Genomic DNA, 18,636 nt, shown 5'->3' with positions numbered 1-18,636 from the left:
CGAAGAGGACCTTGCAGATCATGACCGAGCAGCAGCTCCCCGCCTGGGCCGACCCGTCCGTCTCCCCCGCCGCCCTCGACGCCCAGGGTGTGTCGAGACGCCAACTCATGCGCCACGCGGGTCTCTTCGGCGCCGCTTTCGCCCTCGGCTCCGTTGCGACCCCCGCGCTCGCCTCAGCGCAGCGCGGCTTCGGCGGCGACGACCCACGCCTCGCCTACCTCGTCGGCGACCACCACGTCCACTCCGTCTACAGCCACGACGCGAAGTACACCTTCTCCCAGCAGGCCCGGGCCGCCGCCAGGTACGGCCTCGACTGGATGGTGTTCAACGAGCACTCCAACTTCGGACACGCCAACTACGGCGCGAAGATGGAGCACGCCGAGATCATCAAAGCCCGCGCCGAGAACCCGCGCCAGCTGATCTTCCAGGGCCTGGAGTGGTACATCCCGGCCGCCGAGCACTGCACGGTGTTCGCCGCCCCCGGCCCGGGCGAGGTGGACCTGCTCACGCGGTTCGAACTCGCCTACGACGGCAAGCTGCTCGGCTACACCGAGGGCTCCGCCGGCGCGACCGACACCGCCCGCAACGAGGCCCACGCCGTCAAGGCCGTCCAGTGGCTGGCCGAGCAGCGCCGCACCGGATACGTCGACGACGTCCTCGTCCTCGCCAACCACCCGCTGCGCCTCGGCATCGACTCCCCGCACGAGATGCGCAACTGGCGGGACGCCGCCCCCGAGATCATGATCGGCATGGAGGGCGCGCCCGGCGCCCAGGGGGCGGCGATCCCCGGCTGGCGCTCCTCCACCTCGATCCGCGGCGAGTACGAGAACAAGCCGTCGGCGCAGTCGTGGGCGGGCTATCCGGCGGACGCGTACCTGACGTACGGCGGCTTCGACTGGGCGACCGCCACCGTCGGCGGGCTGTGGGACTCGATGCTGGCCGAGGGCCGGCTGTTCACGGTCACCACCAACTCCGACAACCACCGGACCGTCTTCGACACCTGGAAGAACGGCGACTGGCCGGCCGGCCAGAACTTCGACAACACCGGCAAGCTGCCCGACCCGGTCAACACCGACACCCCGCAGCCGGGCAGCGACTTCTGGCCCGGCGAGTTCAGCCGCACCCACGTCGGCGTGACCCGGTACGGCTACCGCGCCGTGATGGCGGGCCTGCGCGCGGGCCGCGTCTGGCTCGACCACGGACACCTGCTGGACGGACTCGACGTGCGGGTGAAGCGGGACTGCGACGCCGGCCGCGGCGTCACCCTCGGCGGGCGGCTACGGGTCCGCAAGGGCGAGAAGATCACGCTGTACGTGACGGTGACGACCGCCTCCCGGGCCAACCCGCAGGGCATCCTGCCGCAGTTGACTCAGGTGGACGTGATCCGGGGCGCGGTGCGCGGTCCGGTGGGCGACCGCGACACCTGGCAGGCGCCGGACACGAAGGTCGTGCACACGAAGGACGTGTCCGGCCGCAAGGGAACGTACACCCTGCGCATCCCGCTGTCGGCCGGGGACGAATCCTTCTACGTCCGGCTCCGCGGCAGCGACGGCAACCGGCACGGGGCCGGCTACCTGGGCGCCGCCGTCGACCCGCACGGCCCGATCCCCCACGAGCCCGGGAACGGTGACCCATGGGCCGACACGTGGTTCTACTCGAACCCGGTCTTCGTCGACGTGGTGGGGGCGGGCGGCTGATACCGCGGACGGTGGACGAGGATCGCAGACCGTCGACGATGATCGCAGATCGTAGACAAAGATCGTAGACAGTAGACGTCAGGCGTAGAACCTGGACAGGCTCTGCAGGACGGCGGCGGGCTTCCCGCCGCCGTCGATCTCGATCGTGCCGTCGACGGTGATCTGCACCCCGCCGGGCACCTCCTCGACCTCCGCGAGCCGCGCCACCAGGCGGATCCGGGAGCCGACCTTGACGGGCGCGGGGAAACGCACCTTGTTCAGGCCGTAGTTGACCTTGGTCGTGACACCCTGGACGTCCAGCAGTTCGGTGAACAGCGGGATGAACAGGGACAGCGTCAGATAGCCGTGGGCGATGGGCGCGCCGAACGGCCCTTCGGCGGCCCGCTGCGGGTCGACGTGGATCCACTGGTGGTCACCGGTGGCGTCGGCGAAGGTGTCGATGCGCTCCTGGGTGACCTCGATCCACTCACTGCTGCCGAGGTCGCTGCCGGCCAGCTTCTTCAGTTCGTCCAGGCCGTTGACGGTGAGGCTCATGAGTACCTTGTTCCTTAGGGGAGTTGGTTGCCGTAGCGCTGGCGCACCCGGGACTTGAGGAGCTTTCCCGAGGCGGTGCGCGGGAGTTCGTCCGCGATCACCACGGACTTGGGGATCTTGTACTTGGCGAGGCGGCCGGCCAGGGAGGCCAGTACCTCGTCGGGGTCGAGGGCGGCACCCTCGCGGGGTACGACGACCGCGCGCGGCACCTCGCCCCACTTGTCGTCCGACACACCGATGACCGCGCATTCGACGATGTCGGGGTGGGCGAGGAGCCGGTCCTCGATCTCGGCGGGGTAGACGTTCTCCCCACCTGAGATGATCATGTCCTTCATACGGTCGACGATGTACACATATCCGTCCTCGTCGACCCGTGCCGCGTCCCCGCTGCGGAACCAGCCGTCCGCGAAGGAGGCGGCGGTCTCCTCGGGCAGCCCCCAGTAGCCGGGCATGACGTGCGGGCCGCGCACCACGACCTCGCCGGTCTCGCCGACGTCGACCGGGGTGAGATCCGGCCGGACGACGCGTACGTCGCTGAAGAAGTGCGGTACGCCCGCCGACCCCGCCTTGCTCACGGCGTGTTCGGCGTCCAGGAAGAGGGTGCCGGGCGCGGCCTCGGTCATGCCGTAGCCCTGGAGGAAGGTCAGGCCGCGCTCCTGGTAGGCGGCGATCAGCGGGGTGGGGACGGGCGAGCCGCCGCAGGTGAGGATCCTGAGGGAGGACAGGTCGGCGGCCGCCCAGCGGGGGTGCCGGGCCACCTGGTCGAACATGGTCGGCACGCCGAACATGAAGGTGATGCGGTGCCGTTCGATCAGGTCGAAGGTCGCGTCGGGGTCGAAGGCGTCCACCAGGACACAGGTCCCGCCCTTCAGCAGCACCGGCAGCGTGAGCATGTTGAGGCCGGCCGTGTGGAACAACGGGGCGGAGACCAGGGCTCGTTCATCGGCGATCAGGTCGTGGTCGACGAGGACGTTGACGGCGTTCCAGGTGAGGTTGCCGTGGGTGAGCATCGCGCCCTTGGGGCGCCCGGTCGTCCCCGAGGTGTACATGATGAGGCAGGTGTCGTCCGCGGTGACCGGTTCGTCGATGGGGTCCGGCGGGGCGGCGGCCACCGCCTCCTCGTACTCGGCGCCCACCTCCACGTACGTCCGTACTCCGGTCTCGCCGGGCAGGCCGGCGACGAGCCCCGCGTGGGTGGGACCGTACACGAGGGCCTTGGCACCGGAGTCGGCGAGCTGGTAGGCGATCTCGGGGCCGGCGAGGCGGGTGTTGAGGGGGACGAAGACCGCGCCCAGGGTGCCCGCGGCGAACAGCGTCTCCAGGTAGGCCGGATGGTTGGGGCCCAGGTAGGCGATGCGGTCGCCGCGGCGGACGCCCCGGGCGCGCAGGGCGTGGGCCAGGCGCGTGGTGCGTGTATACAGTGTGCGGTAGTCGGTGGACAGGTCACCGTGTATCAGGGCCGTACGGTGCGGCGTCTTGCGGGCCCGGCGGGCGGGCCACGACCCCAGTCCCTCATTGCGCATCCGACGCCCCCTTCACGGTTTCGTCAGCCCGAGCAGGCGCGCGGCGTTCTCCTTGAGGATCTTCGGCCGGACCTCGTCCTTGACCGGCAGCTTCTCGAAGTCCGCGAGCCAGCGGTCGGGAGTGAGGACGGGGAAGTCGGAGCCGAAGAGGACCTTGTCCTTCAGCAGCGTGTTGGCGTACTGCACCAGTTGCGGCGGGAAGTACTTCGGCGACCAGCCCGACAGGTCGATGTGCACGCCCGGTTTGTGCGTGGCGACGGCGAGGGCCTCGTCCTGCCACGGGAAGGACGGATGCGCCAGGATGATCTTCAGGTGTGGGAAGTCGGCGGCGACGTCGTCCACGTGGAGCGGGTTGGAGTACTTCAGCCTGATTCCGCCGCCGCCGGGGACTCCGGCGCCGATGCCCGTCTGGCCGGTGTGGAAGAGGGCGATGGTGCCCGTCTCCTCGATCACCTCGTACAGGTCGTACGCCACCGAGCGGTCGTTGGGGAAGAAGCCCTGGATGCTGGGGTGGAACTTGAAGCCCTTCACCCCGTACTCCTCGACCAGGCGGCGGGCCTGCCTGACGCCCGCCTTCCCCCGGAAGGGGTCGATGGAGGCGAACGGGATCAGCACGTCCGCGTTGGCGGCCGCGGCCTCGGCCACCTCCTCGTTCGGGACGGGCGCGGTACCGGTGGCGGACTCGGCGTCCACCGTGAAGATCACGGCGGCCATCTTCCGTTCGCGATAGTGGGCGGCCGTCTCCTGAAGGGTCGGCTTCCGCTTGCCCTCGACCTTGAAGTAGGCGGAGGAGGCGTCGTGCAGGTCGGCGTCCAGGGAGGAGTGGCCCTTGGAGGACACCTCCGCGTGGGTGTGGACGTCGATCGCGACGAGTTCGTCGAGGTTCATGCCGTGGTTCATCACGCCTCCGGGAACTCGGGCGCCGGAATGCCGACGGTCTGCGGTTCCGCGCCGACCGAGCCGGTCCACGCGTCGGCCAGGGCGTCGGGGGTCCAGCCGCCGTCGGCGTATGCAGTCCTGATCTCCTGCGGATGCGACCAGAGTGCCACCTTGTCGCCGCCGATGCCGATGGCCTGGCCGGTGATGCCGCGCGCGGCCGGTGAGGCGAGGAAGGGGACGAGGGCCGCGCAGTCCTCGGGGGTGCCGAAGCCCTCGCCCTTGCGCAGGAAGTCCGGCAGCGGCTCGCCGTTCTTCAGGGCCTCGACGTACGGGGCGAAGGCGGGGATGGTCTCGGTCATGGCGGTCGCGGCCACCGGCACGATCGCGTTGACGGTGATGTCCGCGCGGGCCAGCTCCATCGACCAGGTACGGGCCATGGCGGCGATGCCGGCCTTGGCGGCTGCGTAGTTGGTCTGGCCGAAGTTGCCGCGCTGGCCCGCCGGGGAGCCGACCAGGATCAGGGTGCCGCCCTCGCCCTGCGCGCGCATACGCACGGCGGCGGCCCGGGCGCAGGTGAAGGTGCCCTTGAGGTGGGTGGTGATCACCGCGTCGAAGTCCTCGTCGGTCATCTTCCACAGCACCTTGTCGCGCAGGATGCCCGCGTTGGTGACCAGGACGTCCAGCCTGCCGAACTCCTCGACCGCACGGCCGACCAGCCGGTCGGCGGCCTCGGTGGTGCCGACGGGGACCACCTCCGCGACGGCCGTGCCGCCCGCCTCGGCGATGGACTTCACGGCCTGCTCGGCCACGTCCTCGTCGATGTCGTTGACGACCACGGACGCCCCGTGGGCGGCGAGGGCATGGGCGTAGGCGAGGCCGAGGCCCCGGCCGCTGCCGGTGACGACGGCGGCCTTGCCGGTGAGATCGATGCTGGACACGGGCGAGTCCCTTCACAAGGCGAAGCGGTTCAACAAGGCGAAGCGGTTCACAAGGCGCTGACGCGGTTCACAAGGCGTTGCGGTGCCGTGGCTGTGCCGCGACTTCGAGATCGAAGCTAAGAGCAATAATTGTTGACGTCAATAGTTGTCCCGAACCTACGGGTGGGGCATGCTGGCCTGCGAGGGCCGGACGACATCCGGGCCGGCCAAGACGAGGGAGAGCCGCCATCACCCGCCAGCACGCCACGAACCCCAGCCTCGACGCGCACGAGCCGTGGATGCGCGGCCTGCACGCCGACACCGGCTACCTGCTGTACCGACTGGGCCTGCGCTCCGGGCAGCTGTTCAACGTCTTCCTGCAGGAGTCGGGCCTGCGCCTGCGCCACTACGCGCTGCTGCGCTTCCTCGCCACCTCCGAGGGCGCCCTCCAGCGGGAACTGAGCACGCGGCTCGGCTACGACCCGAGCGCGATCGTCGGCCTGGTCGACGACCTGGAGAAGCTGGGCTTCGCCGAGCGCCGCCCCGCCCCCGACGACCGCCGCAGCCGCATCGTCGTCCTCACCGGTGCGGGCCGGGCCTTCCTGCGGGACACCGACGAAGCGGGCCTGCGCGTCACCGGGGAACTGCTGGCCCCCCTGGACCCGGCCGAGCGGGAGACGCTGCACGCGCTGCTGCTGAGGGTCGCCGAGGACGGGCTCTCCTGAGCCGGACCGCTGGAAACCGAGGCCGCGCCGTCGGAAAGGGGCACTCGGCGATGACCGTCCGTTCCGCCCCCGACCGGCTGCTGTCGGTGCTCGCCGCGTTCGACCACGAGCATCCGGCGCTGTGCCTGACGGACATCAGCCGCCGGGCGGGGCTCACCCTCACCACCACGCACCGGCTGGTCGCCGCGCTCGCCGATTGGGGCGCCCTGGAACGGGACCCGGACGGCGTCTACCACGTGGGTCTCAGGCTCTGGGAGCTCGCCGCCCTGGCACCGCGCGGCCTGGCGCTCAGGCAGATCGCGCTGCCGTACCTGGAGGACCTGTACGAGGCGACGCACGAGAACGTGCAGATGGCGGTGCGGGACGGGTCGGAGGTCGTCTACATCGAGTGGATCTCGGGCCGTTCGGCGGTCGGCGTACACATCCGGGTCGGCGCGCGCTGGCCCCTGCACGCCACCGGGGTCGGGCTCGCGCTGCTGGCACACGCCGACACCGGCTTCCAGGAGGAGTACTGCGCCGGTCCGCTCGCCTCCTTCACCCCGTACACGATCACGGACCCGGCGCGGCTGCGCAGGGTACTGGCCGAAGTGCGGCGTACCGACGTTGCGGTGAGTGACCGTCAGGTCACCAAGGACGCGCTGTCGGTGGCGGCGGACGTGCGCGGGCCGGGCGGGGCCGTGGTCGCCGCCGTGTCCGTCGTCGTCCCCCAACGGGCCGCCCAGGTACCGGTGCTGGCACCGGCGGTACGGCTGGCGGCGCGTGGGATATCCCGGGCACTGGGGTGGCAGCCGGAGCGGACAGCCTGAGCGGCGGCGCCGCAGGGCCTGGACAGCGCGAGCGCGTCGGCCGGACGGCGCGGCTGCCGCCCGTCCTCACCGGAATCTCAGGCAGGACCCCTCGGATTCAAAGAAACGACCCAGACAACCCACGCAGTATGCCCACGCACAGACGGACAACTCAGAAAGGCGTGTCGTGGGCGTCTCGCACATATCGAACCGGGCCGGACAACGGGCGCGGAACTGGTCCCGGCGCGGGATCCTCGGCATCCTCGGCGCCGTGCCCGCCACCGCCGTCCTGGCCGGATGCGACTCCTCCCCGGACTCCTCCGGCGGCAGCACCTCGCAGGCCGCGGGCGGCGGGGACGCGACCGCGTCCGCACAGGCCGCGACGACGAAGAAGGCGACGATCACGGTCACGCCCGCGGCGGGCACCAGGAAGGCCGCCTTCACCAGCCGCGTCGAGGTCACCGCGACCGACGGCACCCTGGCCTCCGTCAAGGTCACCGGCAACGACGACTCCACCCTGACGGGCTCCTACAACGACGCCCGCACGCAGTGGACGTCCACGAAGAACCCGTACTCGGGAACGAAGTACACGGTGACGGCCAAGGCGAAAGGCGCCGCCGAGGAGACGGTGACCACCTTCACCACCAAGTCCCCCGGCGCGACGTTCGTCGGCTACTTCACGCCCGAGGCGGGTTCCACCTCCGGCGTCGGCATGCCGGTGTCGATCAACTTCACACATGCCGTCACGGACCGGGCCGCCGTACAGAAGGCGATCACGGTGACCGCCGAGCCCGCCGTCGAGGTGGTCGGACACTGGTTCAGCGACACCCGGCTCGACTTCCGGCCGGAGACCTACTGGGCGCCCGGCACCACGGTCACGCTGAGCCTGCGGCTGAAGGACATCGAGGGCGCGGACGGTGTGTACGGTATGCAATCAAAGGATGTTGTATTCCATATCGGTCGTCGGCAGATCACCACCGTCGACCTCGCCACCAAGCAGATGACGGTGAAGCGCGACGGCACCACCGTCGCCACCTACCCCGTCTCCGGCGGCGACTCCGACCACACCACCTGGTCCGGAATCATGGTGATCAGCGAGCGGTTCGAGCAGACACGCATGGAGTCGTCCACGGTCGGGCTCGGCGACGAGTACGACATCCCGGACGTGCCGCACGCCCAGCGGCTGACCACCTCCGGCACCTTCGTCCACGGCAACTACTGGGCGTCCACCGCGGTGTTCGGGCACGAGAACACCAGCCACGGCTGCGTCGGCCTGCACGACGCCAAGGGCGCGAACGACAGCTCGGTGGCGGGCTACAAGTTCTACGAGTCCTCGATGCTCGGCGACGTGGTGATCGTGAAGAACTCGGGCGAGAGGACGGTCGACCCGGCCAACGGCCTCAACGGCTGGAACCTGTCCTGGGCGGACTGGAAGGCCGGCAGCGCACTCTAGAGCCGACGGCCGGGCCCCGCAGCCGAACCCGGCAGCCGGGGCCCGTACACGGCTTCATCGGGTGAACTCACCCCTAATCCAGGGACTTTCCTTGCTTCAAGTCTTGACGACCGCTGGGGCGGAGAGCACATTGGCCGCACCTTGAGAGCGCTCTCAAGGCCACCGCGCCCATCGACTCCGTACCCGAGAGGCCCCCCATGAGCGAAACCTCCGGCATACCCAGACAGCGCCCGCTGCGCCGTGCGCTAGTGGCCGTACTCGGCACCCTCGGCCTCGCGGCAGCCGCCGCGACGGCCACCACCCTCCCCGCCAGCGCCTCCGCGCCCACGCCACCGTCCGGCTGGACGCAGGTGTTCCTGGACGACTTCAACGGCGCCGCGGGGACCGGCGTCAACACCTCCACCTGGCAGTACGACACCGGGACGTCCTACCCGGGCGGCGCCGCCAACTGGGGCACCGGCGAGGTCGAGACGATGACCTCCAGCAGCAGCAACGTCGCCCTCGACGGCAACGGCAACCTGCTCATCACCCCGCGCCGCGACTCCGCCGGCAACTGGACCTCGGGCCGCATCGAGACGACCCGCACCGACTTCCAGCCCCCGGCCGGCGGCAAACTGCGCGTCGAATCCCGTATACAGATGCCCAACGTCACCGGCGCGGCCGCCAAGGGCTACTGGCCGGCGTTCTGGATGCTGGGCGCGCCCTACCGCGGCAACTACCAGAACTGGCCGAGCGTCGGCGAACTGGACATCATGGAGAACGTCCAGGGGCTGAACACCGACTGGGCCACGATGCACTGCGGCACCAACCCGGGCGGGCCCTGCAACGAGACCTCCGGCATCGGCGGCAACACTCCCTGTTCCGGCACCACTTGCCAGGCCGGGTTCCACACGTACGCGATGGAGTGGGACCGTTCCACCAGCCCCGAGGAGATCCGCTTCTACCTCGACGGCGTCAACTTCCACACCGTGAAGGCCAATCAGGTCGACGCCACCACCTGGGCCAACGCCACCAACCACGGCTTCTTCGTCATCCTCAACGTGGCCATGGGCGGCGGCTTCCCGGCGGCCTTCGGCGGCGGACCCGACAGCGGCACCGAACCGGGCCACCCGATGGCCGTGGACTATGTGCAGGTGCTTCAGTCGACGGGCGGTGGGAGCGGTACCACACCCCCGCCGTCCGGCAACCGCGACGCCTACGGCGCCATTCAGGCGGAGTCGTACGACAGCCAGTCCGGCACGTCCACCGAGACCACCACGGACACCGGCGGCGGCCAGGACCTCGGTTACCTGGCGAACGGCGACTGGGCGCTGTACAAGGGCGTCGACTTCGGCTCAACGGCGGCCAGGCAGTTCTACGGCCGGGTGGCGAGCGGTGCCGCCTCCGGGGTGAGCGGACTGGTCGAGGTGCGCCTCGACAGCCCGAGCAACTCCCCCATCGGCAGCTTCGCGGTGTCCAGCACCGGCGGCTGGCAGAGCTGGCGGACGGTCCCGGCCAACATCGCCTCGGTGACCGGCACCCATGACGTCTATCTGACGTTCAGCAGCGGCCAGTCATCGGACTTCGTGAACGTGAACTGGTTCGACTTCGGTCACTGACCGCCCAGTTCCGCCCGGAACGCCACCGGTGCCTGTCCGGTGTGGAGTTGGAAGAACTTGGAGAAGTTCGCCGCGTCGGGGAAGCCCACGGCCGCCCCGACGCGGCCTATCGGCATGTCCGTGTGGGCGAGGAGACGTTTGGCCTCCAGGACGACGCGTTTGTCGATGAAGCCCTTGGGTGTCTCGCCGGTGGCGGCGCGGACCGCGCGGACCAGGGTGCGGCGGGAGTAGCCGAGGGCGTCGGCGTAGGCGCTGACGCTGTGGTTGGCGGCGAAGTCCTTCTCGACGGCGTCACGGAAGAGGGTGAACGTCGTGTCGGCCTGCTGCCGGGCCGCCTGCTCCGCGCTGGCCGCCAGGTGCGCCAGGCGCAGCAGGAACGCCGTGAGGGAATGGCGCAGCACCGAGGTGTGCAGGCTGAGCGGCAGCGTCGTGGTGTCCTCGTACTCGCGGCGCAACTGGGCGAGGGACGCCTCGACGGCTGCCAGCCGGGGCTCGTCCGGGTGGAGCAGGGGCGGCAGGTCGTAGCGGTACAGGCCGGTGGCCTCCACCGTGGCGCGGGGCAGGAAGCCGGGCTGCATGGTCAGGACGGTTCCGCGGTACTCGCTGGTGCGCGAGAAGCGGTGGACCTGCCCCGGGCGGATCCACAGCAGGTCGCCGGCCGTGGCCTCGTACTCGGCGAAGTCGATCATGTGGCGTACGGGGCCGTCGGTGAACAGCATCACGACGTGGAAGTCGATGCGGTGCACCCGCTCCAGCGGTGCCTCGGCGTGCCAGGTGCGGCCGTCGCCCATGGGGCCGATCTGCATGCCGACGCCGCAGACGCTGAGTTCGACCGGGAAGGGGAAGGTTCTGATCCCGTCCACGCCGCCGTCACCGACGACGTCACCTTCTTGGCCTTGGGTGGTTCTGTCCGCCATGTCCTTCTCGTGCCGCCCTCGTCGCGCGCGTCGCCGCGCAATGCCGCGCGATGCCGTCGCCGATGTCGCCGACGCCCCCGTCATGGGTGTCCCACTTTCACCACAGGCTGACACACGCCGACCTTCCCCCGTAAAAGTCAGACTTTTAAGTTTGAACGCGTCAGACCAGCCGCCCGCTCGGATCGAGGATTTCTTGAAGATGAGCACGCAGACACCGGACAGCTTCGAATGGACCGAACTCGACCGGCGTGCGGTCGACACCGCCCGGCTGCTGGCGGCGGATGCCGTGCAGAAGGTCGGCAACGGCCACCCCGGCACCGCGATGAGTCTGGCCCCGGCGGCGTACACCTTGTTTCAGAAGGTGATGCGTCATGACCCGGCCGACCCGGAGTGGGTGGGCCGCGACCGTTTCGTGCTGTCCCCCGGTCATACCTCGCTGACCCTGTACACCCAGCTCCACCTCGCCGGGTACGAGCTGGAGCTGGACGACCTGAAGGCCTTCCGCACGCACGGCTCGAAGACCCCCGGGCACCCCGAGTACGGGCACACCGCCGGCGTGGAGACCACCACGGGCCCGCTCGGCCAGGGCGTCGCGAACGCCGTCGGCATGGCGATGGCCGCCCGCTACGAGCGCGGCCTGTTCGACCCGGACGCCCCCGAGGGCACCTCGCCCTTCGACCACACCGTCTGGGCGATCGTCTCCGACGGCGACCTCCAGGAGGGCGTCTCGGCGGAGGCCTCCTCGCTGGCCGGGCACCAGAAGCTCGGCAACCTCGTCCTCCTCTACGACGACAACCACATCTCCATCGAGGGCGACACGGCCACGGCGTTCTCCGAGGACGTGCTGAAGCGGTACGAGGCGTACGGCTGGCACACCCGGCGCATCGAGCCCGCCCGGAACGGCGACATCGACGTGCGGGCGCTGTACGCGGCGCTCGAGGCCGCGCGGGCCGAGACCGGGCGCCCCTCCATCATCGCGATGCGCACGATCATCGCCTGGCCCGCGCCGAACGCCCGGAACACCGAGGCCGCCCACGGCTCGGCCCTCGGCGCCGACGAGGTGGCCGCGACCAAGCGGGTCCTCGGCTTCGACCCCGAGAAGAGCTTCGAGGTCGCCGACGAGGTGCTGGCCCACACCCGCCGGGCCCTCGACCGGGGCGCGGAGGAGCATGCCGCCTGGGACAAGCGGACCGCCGAGTGGCGCGAGGCCCGGCCGGAACGCGCCGGGCTGTTCGACCGGATCGTGGCGGGCCGGCTGCCGGAGGGCTGGGAGGACGCCGTACCGGTGTTCGAACCCGGCAAGTCCGTCGCGACCCGCGCCGCCTCGGGCAAGGTCCTCCAGGCCCTCGGGCCGGTGCTCCCCGAGCTGTGGGGCGGCTCCGCCGACCTGGCCGGGTCGAACAACACCACCATCGACAAGGACAGCTCCTTCCTCCCCGAGGGCAATCCGCTGCCGGAGGCGAACCCGTACGGCCGTACGGTCCACTTCGGCATCCGCGAGTTCTCGATGGCCGCGGAGATGAACGGCATCGCGCTGCACGGCAACACCCGCATCTACGGCGGCACCTTCCTGGTGTTCTCCGACTACATGCGCAACGCCGTCCGGATGTCCGCGCTGATGCAGCTGCCGGTGACGTACGTGTGGACGCACGACTCCGTCGGCCTCGGCGAGGACGGCCCGACCCACCAGCCCGTCGAACACCTGGCGTCGCTGCGCGCGATCCCCGGACTGAACGTCGTGCGTCCGGCCGACGCCAACGAGACCGCCGCCGCCTGGGCGGAGATCCTCCGCCGGCACTCCACCCACCCGGCACCGCACGGCCTGGCGCTGACCCGGCAGGGCGTGCCGGCGTACGCGCCGAACCCGGACGCGGCGCGCGGCGGCTACGTTCTCGAGGAGTCCTCCACCGGGGCGCCGGACGTGGTCCTGATCGCCACCGGCTCCGAGGTGCAGCTCGCGGTGGCCGCCCGTGAACTGCTGGAAGCCGAAGGGATCGGGACGCGGGTGGTGTCGATGCCGTCCGTGGAGTGGTTCGAGGAGCAGCCGCGCGAGTACCGGGAACGGGTGCTGCCGCCCCAGGTGCGGGCGCGCGTCGCCGTGGAGGCGGGCATCGGCCTGACGTGGTACCGCTTCGTGGGAGACGCCGGACGCATCGTCTCCCTCGAACACTTCGGCGCCTCCGCCGACGCGAAGACCCTGTTCGCCGAGTTCGGCTTCACCGCCGAGAACGTCGCCGCCAAGGCCCGGGAATCCCTCGCGGCCGCCCGCGGTTGATCCGATCGCACGAAGGAAGATGATCACAGTGACCGAAGCGACCGCGACCGCGGGAGCACTCGAGCGCCTCGCCGACGAAGGCGTGTCGATCTGGCTGGACGACCTGTCCCGGCGGCGGATCGAGTCCGGCAGCCTGGCCGGGCTCGTCGAGGCCGGGAACGTCGTCGGTGTCACCACCAACCCGTCGATCTTCCAGGCCGCCATCGGCTCCGGCGCGGGCTACGAGGAGCAGCTCGCCGACCTGGCCGTGCGGGGTGTCACGGTCGACGAGGCGGTACGTATGCTGACGACCGCCGACGTGCGGTCCGCCGCCGACATTCTGCATCCTGTATACGAAAAGACAGGCGGTCGGGACGGCCGTGTCTCCATCGAGGTCGACCCGCGCCTCGCGCACGACACGGTGGCCACCGTCGCGGAGGCCCGCCAGCTCGCCTGGCTCGTCGACCGTCCCAATGTCATGATCAAGATTCCGGCGACCCGGGCGGGGCTGCCCGCCATCACCGAGGTCATCGGCCAGGGCATCAGCGTCAACGTCACGCTGATCTTCTCCCTGGAGCGCTACCGCGAGGTCATGGACGCCTACCTCGCCGGCCTGGAGAAGGCCCGCGCGAAGGGCCTGGACCTGTCCGCCATCCATTCGGTGGCGTCGTTCTTCGTCTCCCGCGTCGACACCGAGATCGACAAGCGGCTGACGGTCCTGGGCACCGACGAGGCCCTCGCGCTGAAGGGCCGGGCCGCGCTGGCCAACGCGAGACTGGCCTACGAGGCCTACGAGGACGTCTTCTCCGGTGAGCGCTGGCTCGCCCTGTCCGGGGACCGGGCGAACAAGCAGCGTCCGCTGTGGGCGTCCACCGGTGTGAAGGATCCTGCATACAAGGACACGCTGTATGTAGACGATCTGGTCGCGCCCGGCACGGTCAACACCATGCCGGAGGCCACCCTGAACGCGGTCGCCGACCATGGAGCCGTCACCGGCGACACGGTCACCGGCGGCTACCCGCAGGCCCGCGCCGACCTCGCGGCCGTCGAGCGGCTCGGGATCTCCTACGAGGAGGTCGTCGGGCAGCTCGAGGACGAGGGCGTCGCCAAGTTCGGGGCGGCCTGGCAGGACCTGCTGGACGCGGTCACGAAGTCCCTGGACAGCAAGGGAGTTGACGCGTAATGACCACGAATGAAGAACAGGGCACGGCACCGGAGCCGGTGCAGGTGCCCGTCGTCCCGGCGGCCGACTGGGCCAATCCCCTGCGCGATCCGCGCGACCGCCGACTGCCCCGCATCGCCGGTCCGTCGGGTCTGGTCATCTTCGGCGTGACCGGTGACCTGTCCCGCAAGAAGCTGATGCCGGCCGTGTACGACCTGGCCAACCGCGGTCTGCTGCCGCCGGGCTTCTCCCTGGTGGGTTTCGCCCGCCGCGACTGGGAGGACCAGGACTTCGCCGAGGTGGTGCACGACGCCGTCCGCGAGCACGCCCGCACCCCGTTCCGCGAGGAGGTCTGGCAGCAGCTCGCCGAGGGCATGCGGTTCATCCCGGGCGACTTCGACGACGACACCGCGTTCAAGCAGCTGCGGCAGGCCGTCGATGAGCTGGACGCCTCCCGGGGCACCGGCGGCAACTTCGCCTTCTACCTCTCCGTACCGCCGAAGTTCTTCCCCAAGGTCGTGCGGCAGCTGAAGAAGCACGGCCTGGCGAGCCCGCCGCAGGGTGCCTGGCGGCGCGCGGTCATCGAAAAGCCGTTCGGTCGCGACCTGGCGAGTGCCCGCGAGCTGAACGCGGTCGTGCACGACGTGTTCGAACCGGACCAGGTGTTCCGGATCGACCACTACCTCGGCAAGGAGACCGTCCAGAACATCCTGGCGCTGCGCTTCGCCAACCAGATGTACGAGCCGATCTGGAACCGGTCGTACGTCGACCACGTGCAGATCACCATGGCCGAGGACATCGGCATCGGCGGCCGGGCCGGCTACTACGACGGCATCGGCGCCGCCCGTGACGTCATCCAGAACCACCTGCTCCAGCTGATGGCGCTCACCGCGATGGAGGAACCCATCGCCTTCGACGCCGAGGCGCTGCTCACCGAGAAGCTGAAGGTGCTCAAGTCGGTGCGGCTGCCGAAGGACCTCGGTGCGAGCACCGTCCGCGGGCAGTACGCACAGGGCTGGCAGGGCGGCGCGAAGGTGCCCGGCTACCTCCAGGAGGAGGGCATCGACGCGCGGTCCAAGACCGACACCTTCGCTGCGGTCAAGCTGGAGGTCGACAACCGCCGCTGGGCGGGCGTCCCCTTCTACCTGCGTACCGGCAAGCGACTGGGCCGCCGGGTCACCGAGATCGCGGTGGTGTTCAAGCGGGCCCCGCACTCCCCGTTCGACTCCCAGGCCACCGAGGAGCTCGGGCAGAACGCCGTCGTCATCCGCGTCCAGCCCGACGAGGGCATGACCGTCCGGTTCGGCTCCAAGGTGCCCGGCACCTCGATGGAGATCCGGGACGTGTCGATGGACTTCGCATACGGCGAGTCGTTCACCGAGTCCAGCCCGGAGGCGTACGAGCGGCTCATCCTGGACGTGCTGCTGGGCGACGCCAACCTGTTCCCCCGTCACCAGGAAGTGGAAGAGTCCTGGAAGATCCTCGACCCCGTCGAGGAGTACTGGGCGGCGCACGGCAGGCCGGCCCAGTACCCGGCGGGCACGTGGGGTCCGGAGGAAGCAGACGAGATGCTCGCACGAGACGGACGGAGCTGGCGCAGGCCATGAAGATCGACCTGACCGACACCACGGCAAGCAAGATCAACAAGGCGTTGGTGCAGGGGCGCCGCGCCATCGGAACCCCTGCGGTGGGCATGGTCCTGACGATGGTCATCGTCACGGACGAGGAGAACGCCTACGACGCGATCAAGGCCGCCGAGGAAGCCTCGCACGAGCACCCCTCGCGCACCCTGGTCGTCATCAAGCGGCACGCCCGCAGCCCGCGCGAGCGCACGCAGTCCCGGCTGGACGCGGAGGTCCGGGTCGGCTCCGAGGCCGGCACCGGCGAGACGGTCGTACTGCGCACCTACGGCGAGGTGTCCCAGCACGCCGACTCGGTGGTCCTGCCGCTGCTGCTGCCGGACGCGCCGGTGGTCGTGTGGTGGCCGGTGGACGCGCCGGAGAACCCCGCGAAGGACCCGCTGGGCGCGCTCGCGCAGCGCAGGATCACCGACCTGTACGCCGTCGAGAACCCCCTCGCGGTGCTCCAGGACCGTATGCGTTCCTACGCGCCGGGCGACACCGACCTCGCGTGGACGCGGCTCACCCCGTGGCGGTCGATGCTGGCCGCCGCCCTGGACCAGGCCCGCACCGACGTGACCTCGGCGGCCGTGGAGGCCGAGGCCGACAACCCGGCCGCCGAACTGCTCGCCCGCTGGCTGGAGGCACGGCTGAAGGTGAACGTCGACCGTGTCGTCACCGCCGGGCCGGTGGTCACGGCCGTCCGCCTGGGCACGCACAACGGCGAGATCGTCATCGACCGTCCCGAGGGCCCGCTGGCCACGCTGACCCTCCCGGGCCAGCCGCCGCGCACCCTCGCGCTGAAGGTGCGGTCCATGTCCGAGCTCATCGCCGAGGAACTGCGCCGTCTCGACGCCGACGAGATGTATGCGATCGCCCTGCGCGGCGACGGCGCCGAGGGGACCCCCGCCCATGTCTGACACCCCGATTCCCACCCGGCGGCCGGAGTGGGCCGCCCTGTCGGACCACCGCACGGACGCGATGCCGCACCCGAGCCTGCGGGAGCTGTTCGCGGCGGACCCTGCTCGCGCCGAGCGGTACGTCGTCACCGTCGGCGACCTGCGCATCGACTACTCCAAGCACCTGGTCACCGACGAGACCCTCGCCCTGCTGCAGGAACTGGCCACCGCCACCGGCGTGTTCGGTCTCAGGGACGCGATGTTCCGCGGCGAGCGGATCAACGTCACCGAGGACCGGGCCGTGCTGCACACCGCGCTGCGCGCCCCGCGTGAGGCGGTGGTCGAGGTGGACGGGGAGAACGTCGTCCCCGAGGTGCACGCGGTCCTGGACAAGATGGCCGCGTTCGCCGAGCGGGTCCGCTCCGGCGAGTGGACCGGTCACACGGGCAGGCGGATCCGCAATGTCGTCAACATCGGCATCGGCGGCTCCGACCTGGGCCCTGCGATGGCATACGAAGTACTGCGATCGTATACCGCACGCGAGCTGACGTTCCGTTTCGTGTCGAACGTGGACGGCGCGGACCTGCACGAGGCGACCCGTGACCTGGACCCGGCGGAGACCCTGTTCGTCGTCGCGTCCAAGACGTTCACCACGATCGAGACGATCACCAATGCGACATCGGCGCGCACGTGGCTGCTCGACGGGCTGAACGGCGACGACAAGGCGGTCGCCAAGCACTTCGTCGCCCTGTCGACGAACGCCGGGAAGGTCACCGAGTTCGGCATCGACCCGGACAACATGTTCGCCTTCTGGGACTGGGTGGGCGGCCGCTACTCGTACGACTCGGCCATCGGACTGTCCCTGATGATCGCCATAGGCCCGGACCGGTTCCGGGAGATGCTGGACGGTTTCCGGATCGTCGACGAGCACTTCAGGACCGCGCCCGCCGAGGCCAACGCACCGCTGATCCTGGGCCTGTTGGGCATCTGGTACAACAACTTCTTCGACGCCCAGTCGCACGCGGTGCTGCCCTACAGCCACTACCTGTCCAAGTTCACCGCCTACTTGCAGCAGCTGGACATGGAGTCCAACGGCAAGTCGGTGGACCGTCAGGGCCGCCCGGTCGAGTGGCAGACCGGTCCCGTGGTGTGGGGGACGCCGGGCACCAACGGGCAGCACGCCTACTACCAGTTGATCCACCAGGGTACGAAGCTGATCCCGGCCGACTTCATCGGCTTCGCCCGGCCGGTGGCCGAGCTGAGCGGGGAACTCAAGGCCCAGCACGACCTGTTGATGGCCAACTTCTTCGCCCAGACCCAGGCCCTCGCCTTCGGCAAGATCGCCGAGGAGGTCCGCGCGGAGGGCGTGCCCGAGGAGCAGGTGCCGCACCGCACCTTCCGTGGCAACCACCCCACCACGACGATCCTCGCCGCCGAGCTGACCCCGTCGGTCCTCGGCCAGCTCGTCGCGCTCTACGAGCACAAGGTGTTCGTGCAGGGCGCCGTGTGGGACATCGACTCCTTCGACCAGTGGGGCGTGGAACTGGGCAAGGTCCTCGCCAAGCGCGTGGAGCCCGCCCTCAGCGAGGGCGCCGACGTGCCCGGCCTCGACCCGTCCACCCGCGCCCTGGTGGCCGCGTACCGCTCGCTCAAGAACGCCTAGAGAGAAGTGAA

At 70.2% G+C, this 18,636-nt stretch carries 15 protein-coding genes; 10 read left to right on the top strand and 5 right to left on the bottom strand.

The genetic code is table 11. The features are described from left to right. Positions 1–20: 20 nt before the first annotated feature. Positions 21–1,697, top strand: a complete 1,677-nt coding sequence (locus tag ABZ915_RS18380) for a histidinol-phosphatase (RefSeq protein WP_361803479.1) — start codon at positions 21–23, stop codon at positions 1,695–1,697. 78 nt (positions 1,698–1,775) lie between these two features. On the opposite strand, the gene ABZ915_RS18375 is transcribed toward ABZ915_RS18380, so the two are convergent. From ABZ915_RS18375 to ABZ915_RS18360, 4 genes are read right to left on the bottom strand one after another with little or no spacing between them, the layout of a single operon-like run. Beyond that, positions 1,776–2,231 (bottom strand): MaoC family dehydratase, encoded by a 456-nt coding sequence (locus ABZ915_RS18375; protein WP_361803476.1) that lies wholly within the window; start codon positions 2,229–2,231, stop codon positions 1,776–1,778. Between the two features lie 14 nt (positions 2,232–2,245). Continuing rightward, positions 2,246–3,754 carry a long-chain fatty acid--CoA ligase gene (locus ABZ915_RS18370; RefSeq protein ID WP_361803473.1) on the bottom strand — a complete coding sequence of 503 codons (1,509 nt, stop codon included), beginning with the start codon at positions 3,752–3,754 and terminating at the stop codon, positions 2,246–2,248. A gap of 12 nt (positions 3,755–3,766) precedes the next feature. Then, the gene (locus ABZ915_RS18365) at positions 3,767–4,642 is read right to left on the bottom strand and encodes an amidohydrolase family protein (protein WP_361803877.1); all 876 of its coding nucleotides are present in this window, start codon (positions 4,640–4,642) and stop codon (positions 3,767–3,769) included. An 11-nt stretch (positions 4,643–4,653) separates the two neighbouring features. Beyond that, positions 4,654–5,571 (bottom strand): SDR family oxidoreductase, encoded by a 918-nt coding sequence (locus tag ABZ915_RS18360; protein ID WP_361803470.1) that lies wholly within the window; start codon positions 5,569–5,571, stop codon positions 4,654–4,656. Between the two features lie 278 nt (positions 5,572–5,849). Between ABZ915_RS18360 and ABZ915_RS18355 the strand changes: the two genes are divergently transcribed. The 4 genes from ABZ915_RS18355 (at position 5,850) to ABZ915_RS18340 (ending at position 10,111) form a co-directional block, all read left to right on the top strand. Beyond that, positions 5,850–6,275 carry a MarR family transcriptional regulator gene (locus ABZ915_RS18355; RefSeq protein WP_361803467.1) on the top strand — a complete coding sequence of 142 codons (426 nt, stop codon included), beginning with the start codon at positions 5,850–5,852 and terminating at the stop codon, positions 6,273–6,275. A gap of 50 nt (positions 6,276–6,325) precedes the next feature. Next, positions 6,326–7,081, top strand: a complete 756-nt coding sequence (locus tag ABZ915_RS18350) for an IclR family transcriptional regulator (RefSeq protein ID WP_361803464.1) — start codon at positions 6,326–6,328, stop codon at positions 7,079–7,081. Positions 7,082–7,247: 166 nt separating this feature from the next. After that, positions 7,248–8,513, top strand: a complete 1,266-nt coding sequence (locus ABZ915_RS18345) for an Ig-like domain-containing protein (protein ID WP_361803461.1) — start codon at positions 7,248–7,250, stop codon at positions 8,511–8,513. Positions 8,514–8,710: 197 nt separating this feature from the next. Continuing rightward, on the top strand, positions 8,711–10,111 hold the full coding sequence (locus ABZ915_RS18340; protein ID WP_361803458.1) for a glycoside hydrolase family 16 protein: 1,401 nt from the start codon (positions 8,711–8,713) through the stop codon (positions 10,109–10,111). On the opposite strand, the gene ABZ915_RS18335 is transcribed toward ABZ915_RS18340, so the two are convergent. Next, positions 10,105–11,028 carry an AraC family transcriptional regulator gene (locus ABZ915_RS18335; RefSeq protein WP_361803455.1) on the bottom strand — a complete coding sequence of 308 codons (924 nt, stop codon included), beginning with the start codon at positions 11,026–11,028 and terminating at the stop codon, positions 10,105–10,107. The genes ABZ915_RS18340 and ABZ915_RS18335 overlap by 7 nt on opposite strands. Before the next feature lie 199 nt (positions 11,029–11,227). On the opposite strand from ABZ915_RS18335, the gene tkt reads away from it, so the two are divergent. The 5 genes from tkt to pgi are packed head-to-tail and all read left to right on the top strand — an operon-like array spanning position 11,228 to position 18,625. Then, a complete protein-coding gene (gene tkt, locus ABZ915_RS18330; protein ID WP_361803452.1) occupies positions 11,228–13,303 on the top strand; it encodes a transketolase in 2,076 nt (691 codons plus the stop codon). Positions 13,304–13,322: 19 nt separating this feature from the next. Then, entirely contained in the window at positions 13,323–14,465 is a 1,143-nt protein-coding gene (gene tal, locus ABZ915_RS18325) for a transaldolase (protein ID WP_361803449.1), read from the top strand. Continuing rightward, complete coding sequence (zwf, locus tag ABZ915_RS18320; RefSeq protein ID WP_361803446.1) at positions 14,465–16,051, top strand: glucose-6-phosphate dehydrogenase; 1,587 nt, start codon at positions 14,465–14,467, stop codon at positions 16,049–16,051. The genes tal and zwf overlap by 1 nt, the downstream gene beginning before the upstream one ends. After that, on the top strand, positions 16,048–16,983 hold the full coding sequence (gene opcA, locus ABZ915_RS18315; RefSeq protein WP_361803443.1) for a glucose-6-phosphate dehydrogenase assembly protein OpcA: 936 nt from the start codon (positions 16,048–16,050) through the stop codon (positions 16,981–16,983). Before zwf ends, opcA begins: the two co-directional genes overlap by 4 nt. Next, positions 16,976–18,625: a glucose-6-phosphate isomerase gene (gene pgi, locus ABZ915_RS18310; RefSeq protein WP_361803440.1), complete on the top strand. Its 1,650-nt coding sequence runs from the start codon at positions 16,976–16,978 to the stop codon at positions 18,623–18,625. The genes opcA and pgi overlap by 8 nt, the downstream gene beginning before the upstream one ends. The last annotated feature ends 11 nt before the right edge of the window (positions 18,626–18,636 follow it).

Origin of the sequence: Streptomyces sp. NPDC046915, from assembly GCF_040644935.1 — a bacterium.
Taxonomy (GTDB): domain Bacteria; phylum Actinomycetota; class Actinomycetes; order Streptomycetales; family Streptomycetaceae; genus Streptomyces.
Note: the sequence above shows the minus strand (reverse complement) of the source record. Positions and strands in the feature narration are given on the sequence as shown.

Bases quoted from the DNA above. Each gene is read 5' to 3' on its own strand.
- ABZ915_RS18380 (WP_361803479.1), top strand. From the start codon at position 21: ATGACCGAGCAGCAGCTCCCCGCCTGGGCCGACCCGTCCGTCTCCCCC.
- ABZ915_RS18375 (WP_361803476.1), bottom strand. From the start codon at position 2,231: ATGAGCCTCACCGTCAACGGCCTGGACGAACTGAAGAAGCTGGCCGGC.
- ABZ915_RS18370 (WP_361803473.1), bottom strand. From the start codon at position 3,754: ATGCGCAATGAGGGACTGGGGTCGTGGCCCGCCCGCCGGGCCCGCAAG.
- ABZ915_RS18365 (WP_361803877.1), bottom strand. From the start codon at position 4,642: ATGAACCTCGACGAACTCGTCGCGATCGACGTCCACACCCACGCGGAG.
- ABZ915_RS18355 (WP_361803467.1), top strand. From the start codon at position 5,850: ATGCGCGGCCTGCACGCCGACACCGGCTACCTGCTGTACCGACTGGGC.
- ABZ915_RS18350 (WP_361803464.1), top strand. From the start codon at position 6,326: ATGACCGTCCGTTCCGCCCCCGACCGGCTGCTGTCGGTGCTCGCCGCG.
- ABZ915_RS18340 (WP_361803458.1), top strand. From the start codon at position 8,711: ATGAGCGAAACCTCCGGCATACCCAGACAGCGCCCGCTGCGCCGTGCG.
- ABZ915_RS18335 (WP_361803455.1), bottom strand. From the start codon at position 11,028: ATGGCGGACAGAACCACCCAAGGCCAAGAAGGTGACGTCGTCGGTGAC.
- tkt (WP_361803452.1), top strand. From the start codon at position 11,228: ATGAGCACGCAGACACCGGACAGCTTCGAATGGACCGAACTCGACCGG.
- tal (WP_361803449.1), top strand. From the start codon at position 13,323: ATGATCACAGTGACCGAAGCGACCGCGACCGCGGGAGCACTCGAGCGC.
- zwf (WP_361803446.1), top strand. From the start codon at position 14,465: ATGACCACGAATGAAGAACAGGGCACGGCACCGGAGCCGGTGCAGGTG.
- opcA (WP_361803443.1), top strand. From the start codon at position 16,048: ATGAAGATCGACCTGACCGACACCACGGCAAGCAAGATCAACAAGGCG.
- pgi (WP_361803440.1), top strand. From the start codon at position 16,976: ATGTCTGACACCCCGATTCCCACCCGGCGGCCGGAGTGGGCCGCCCTG.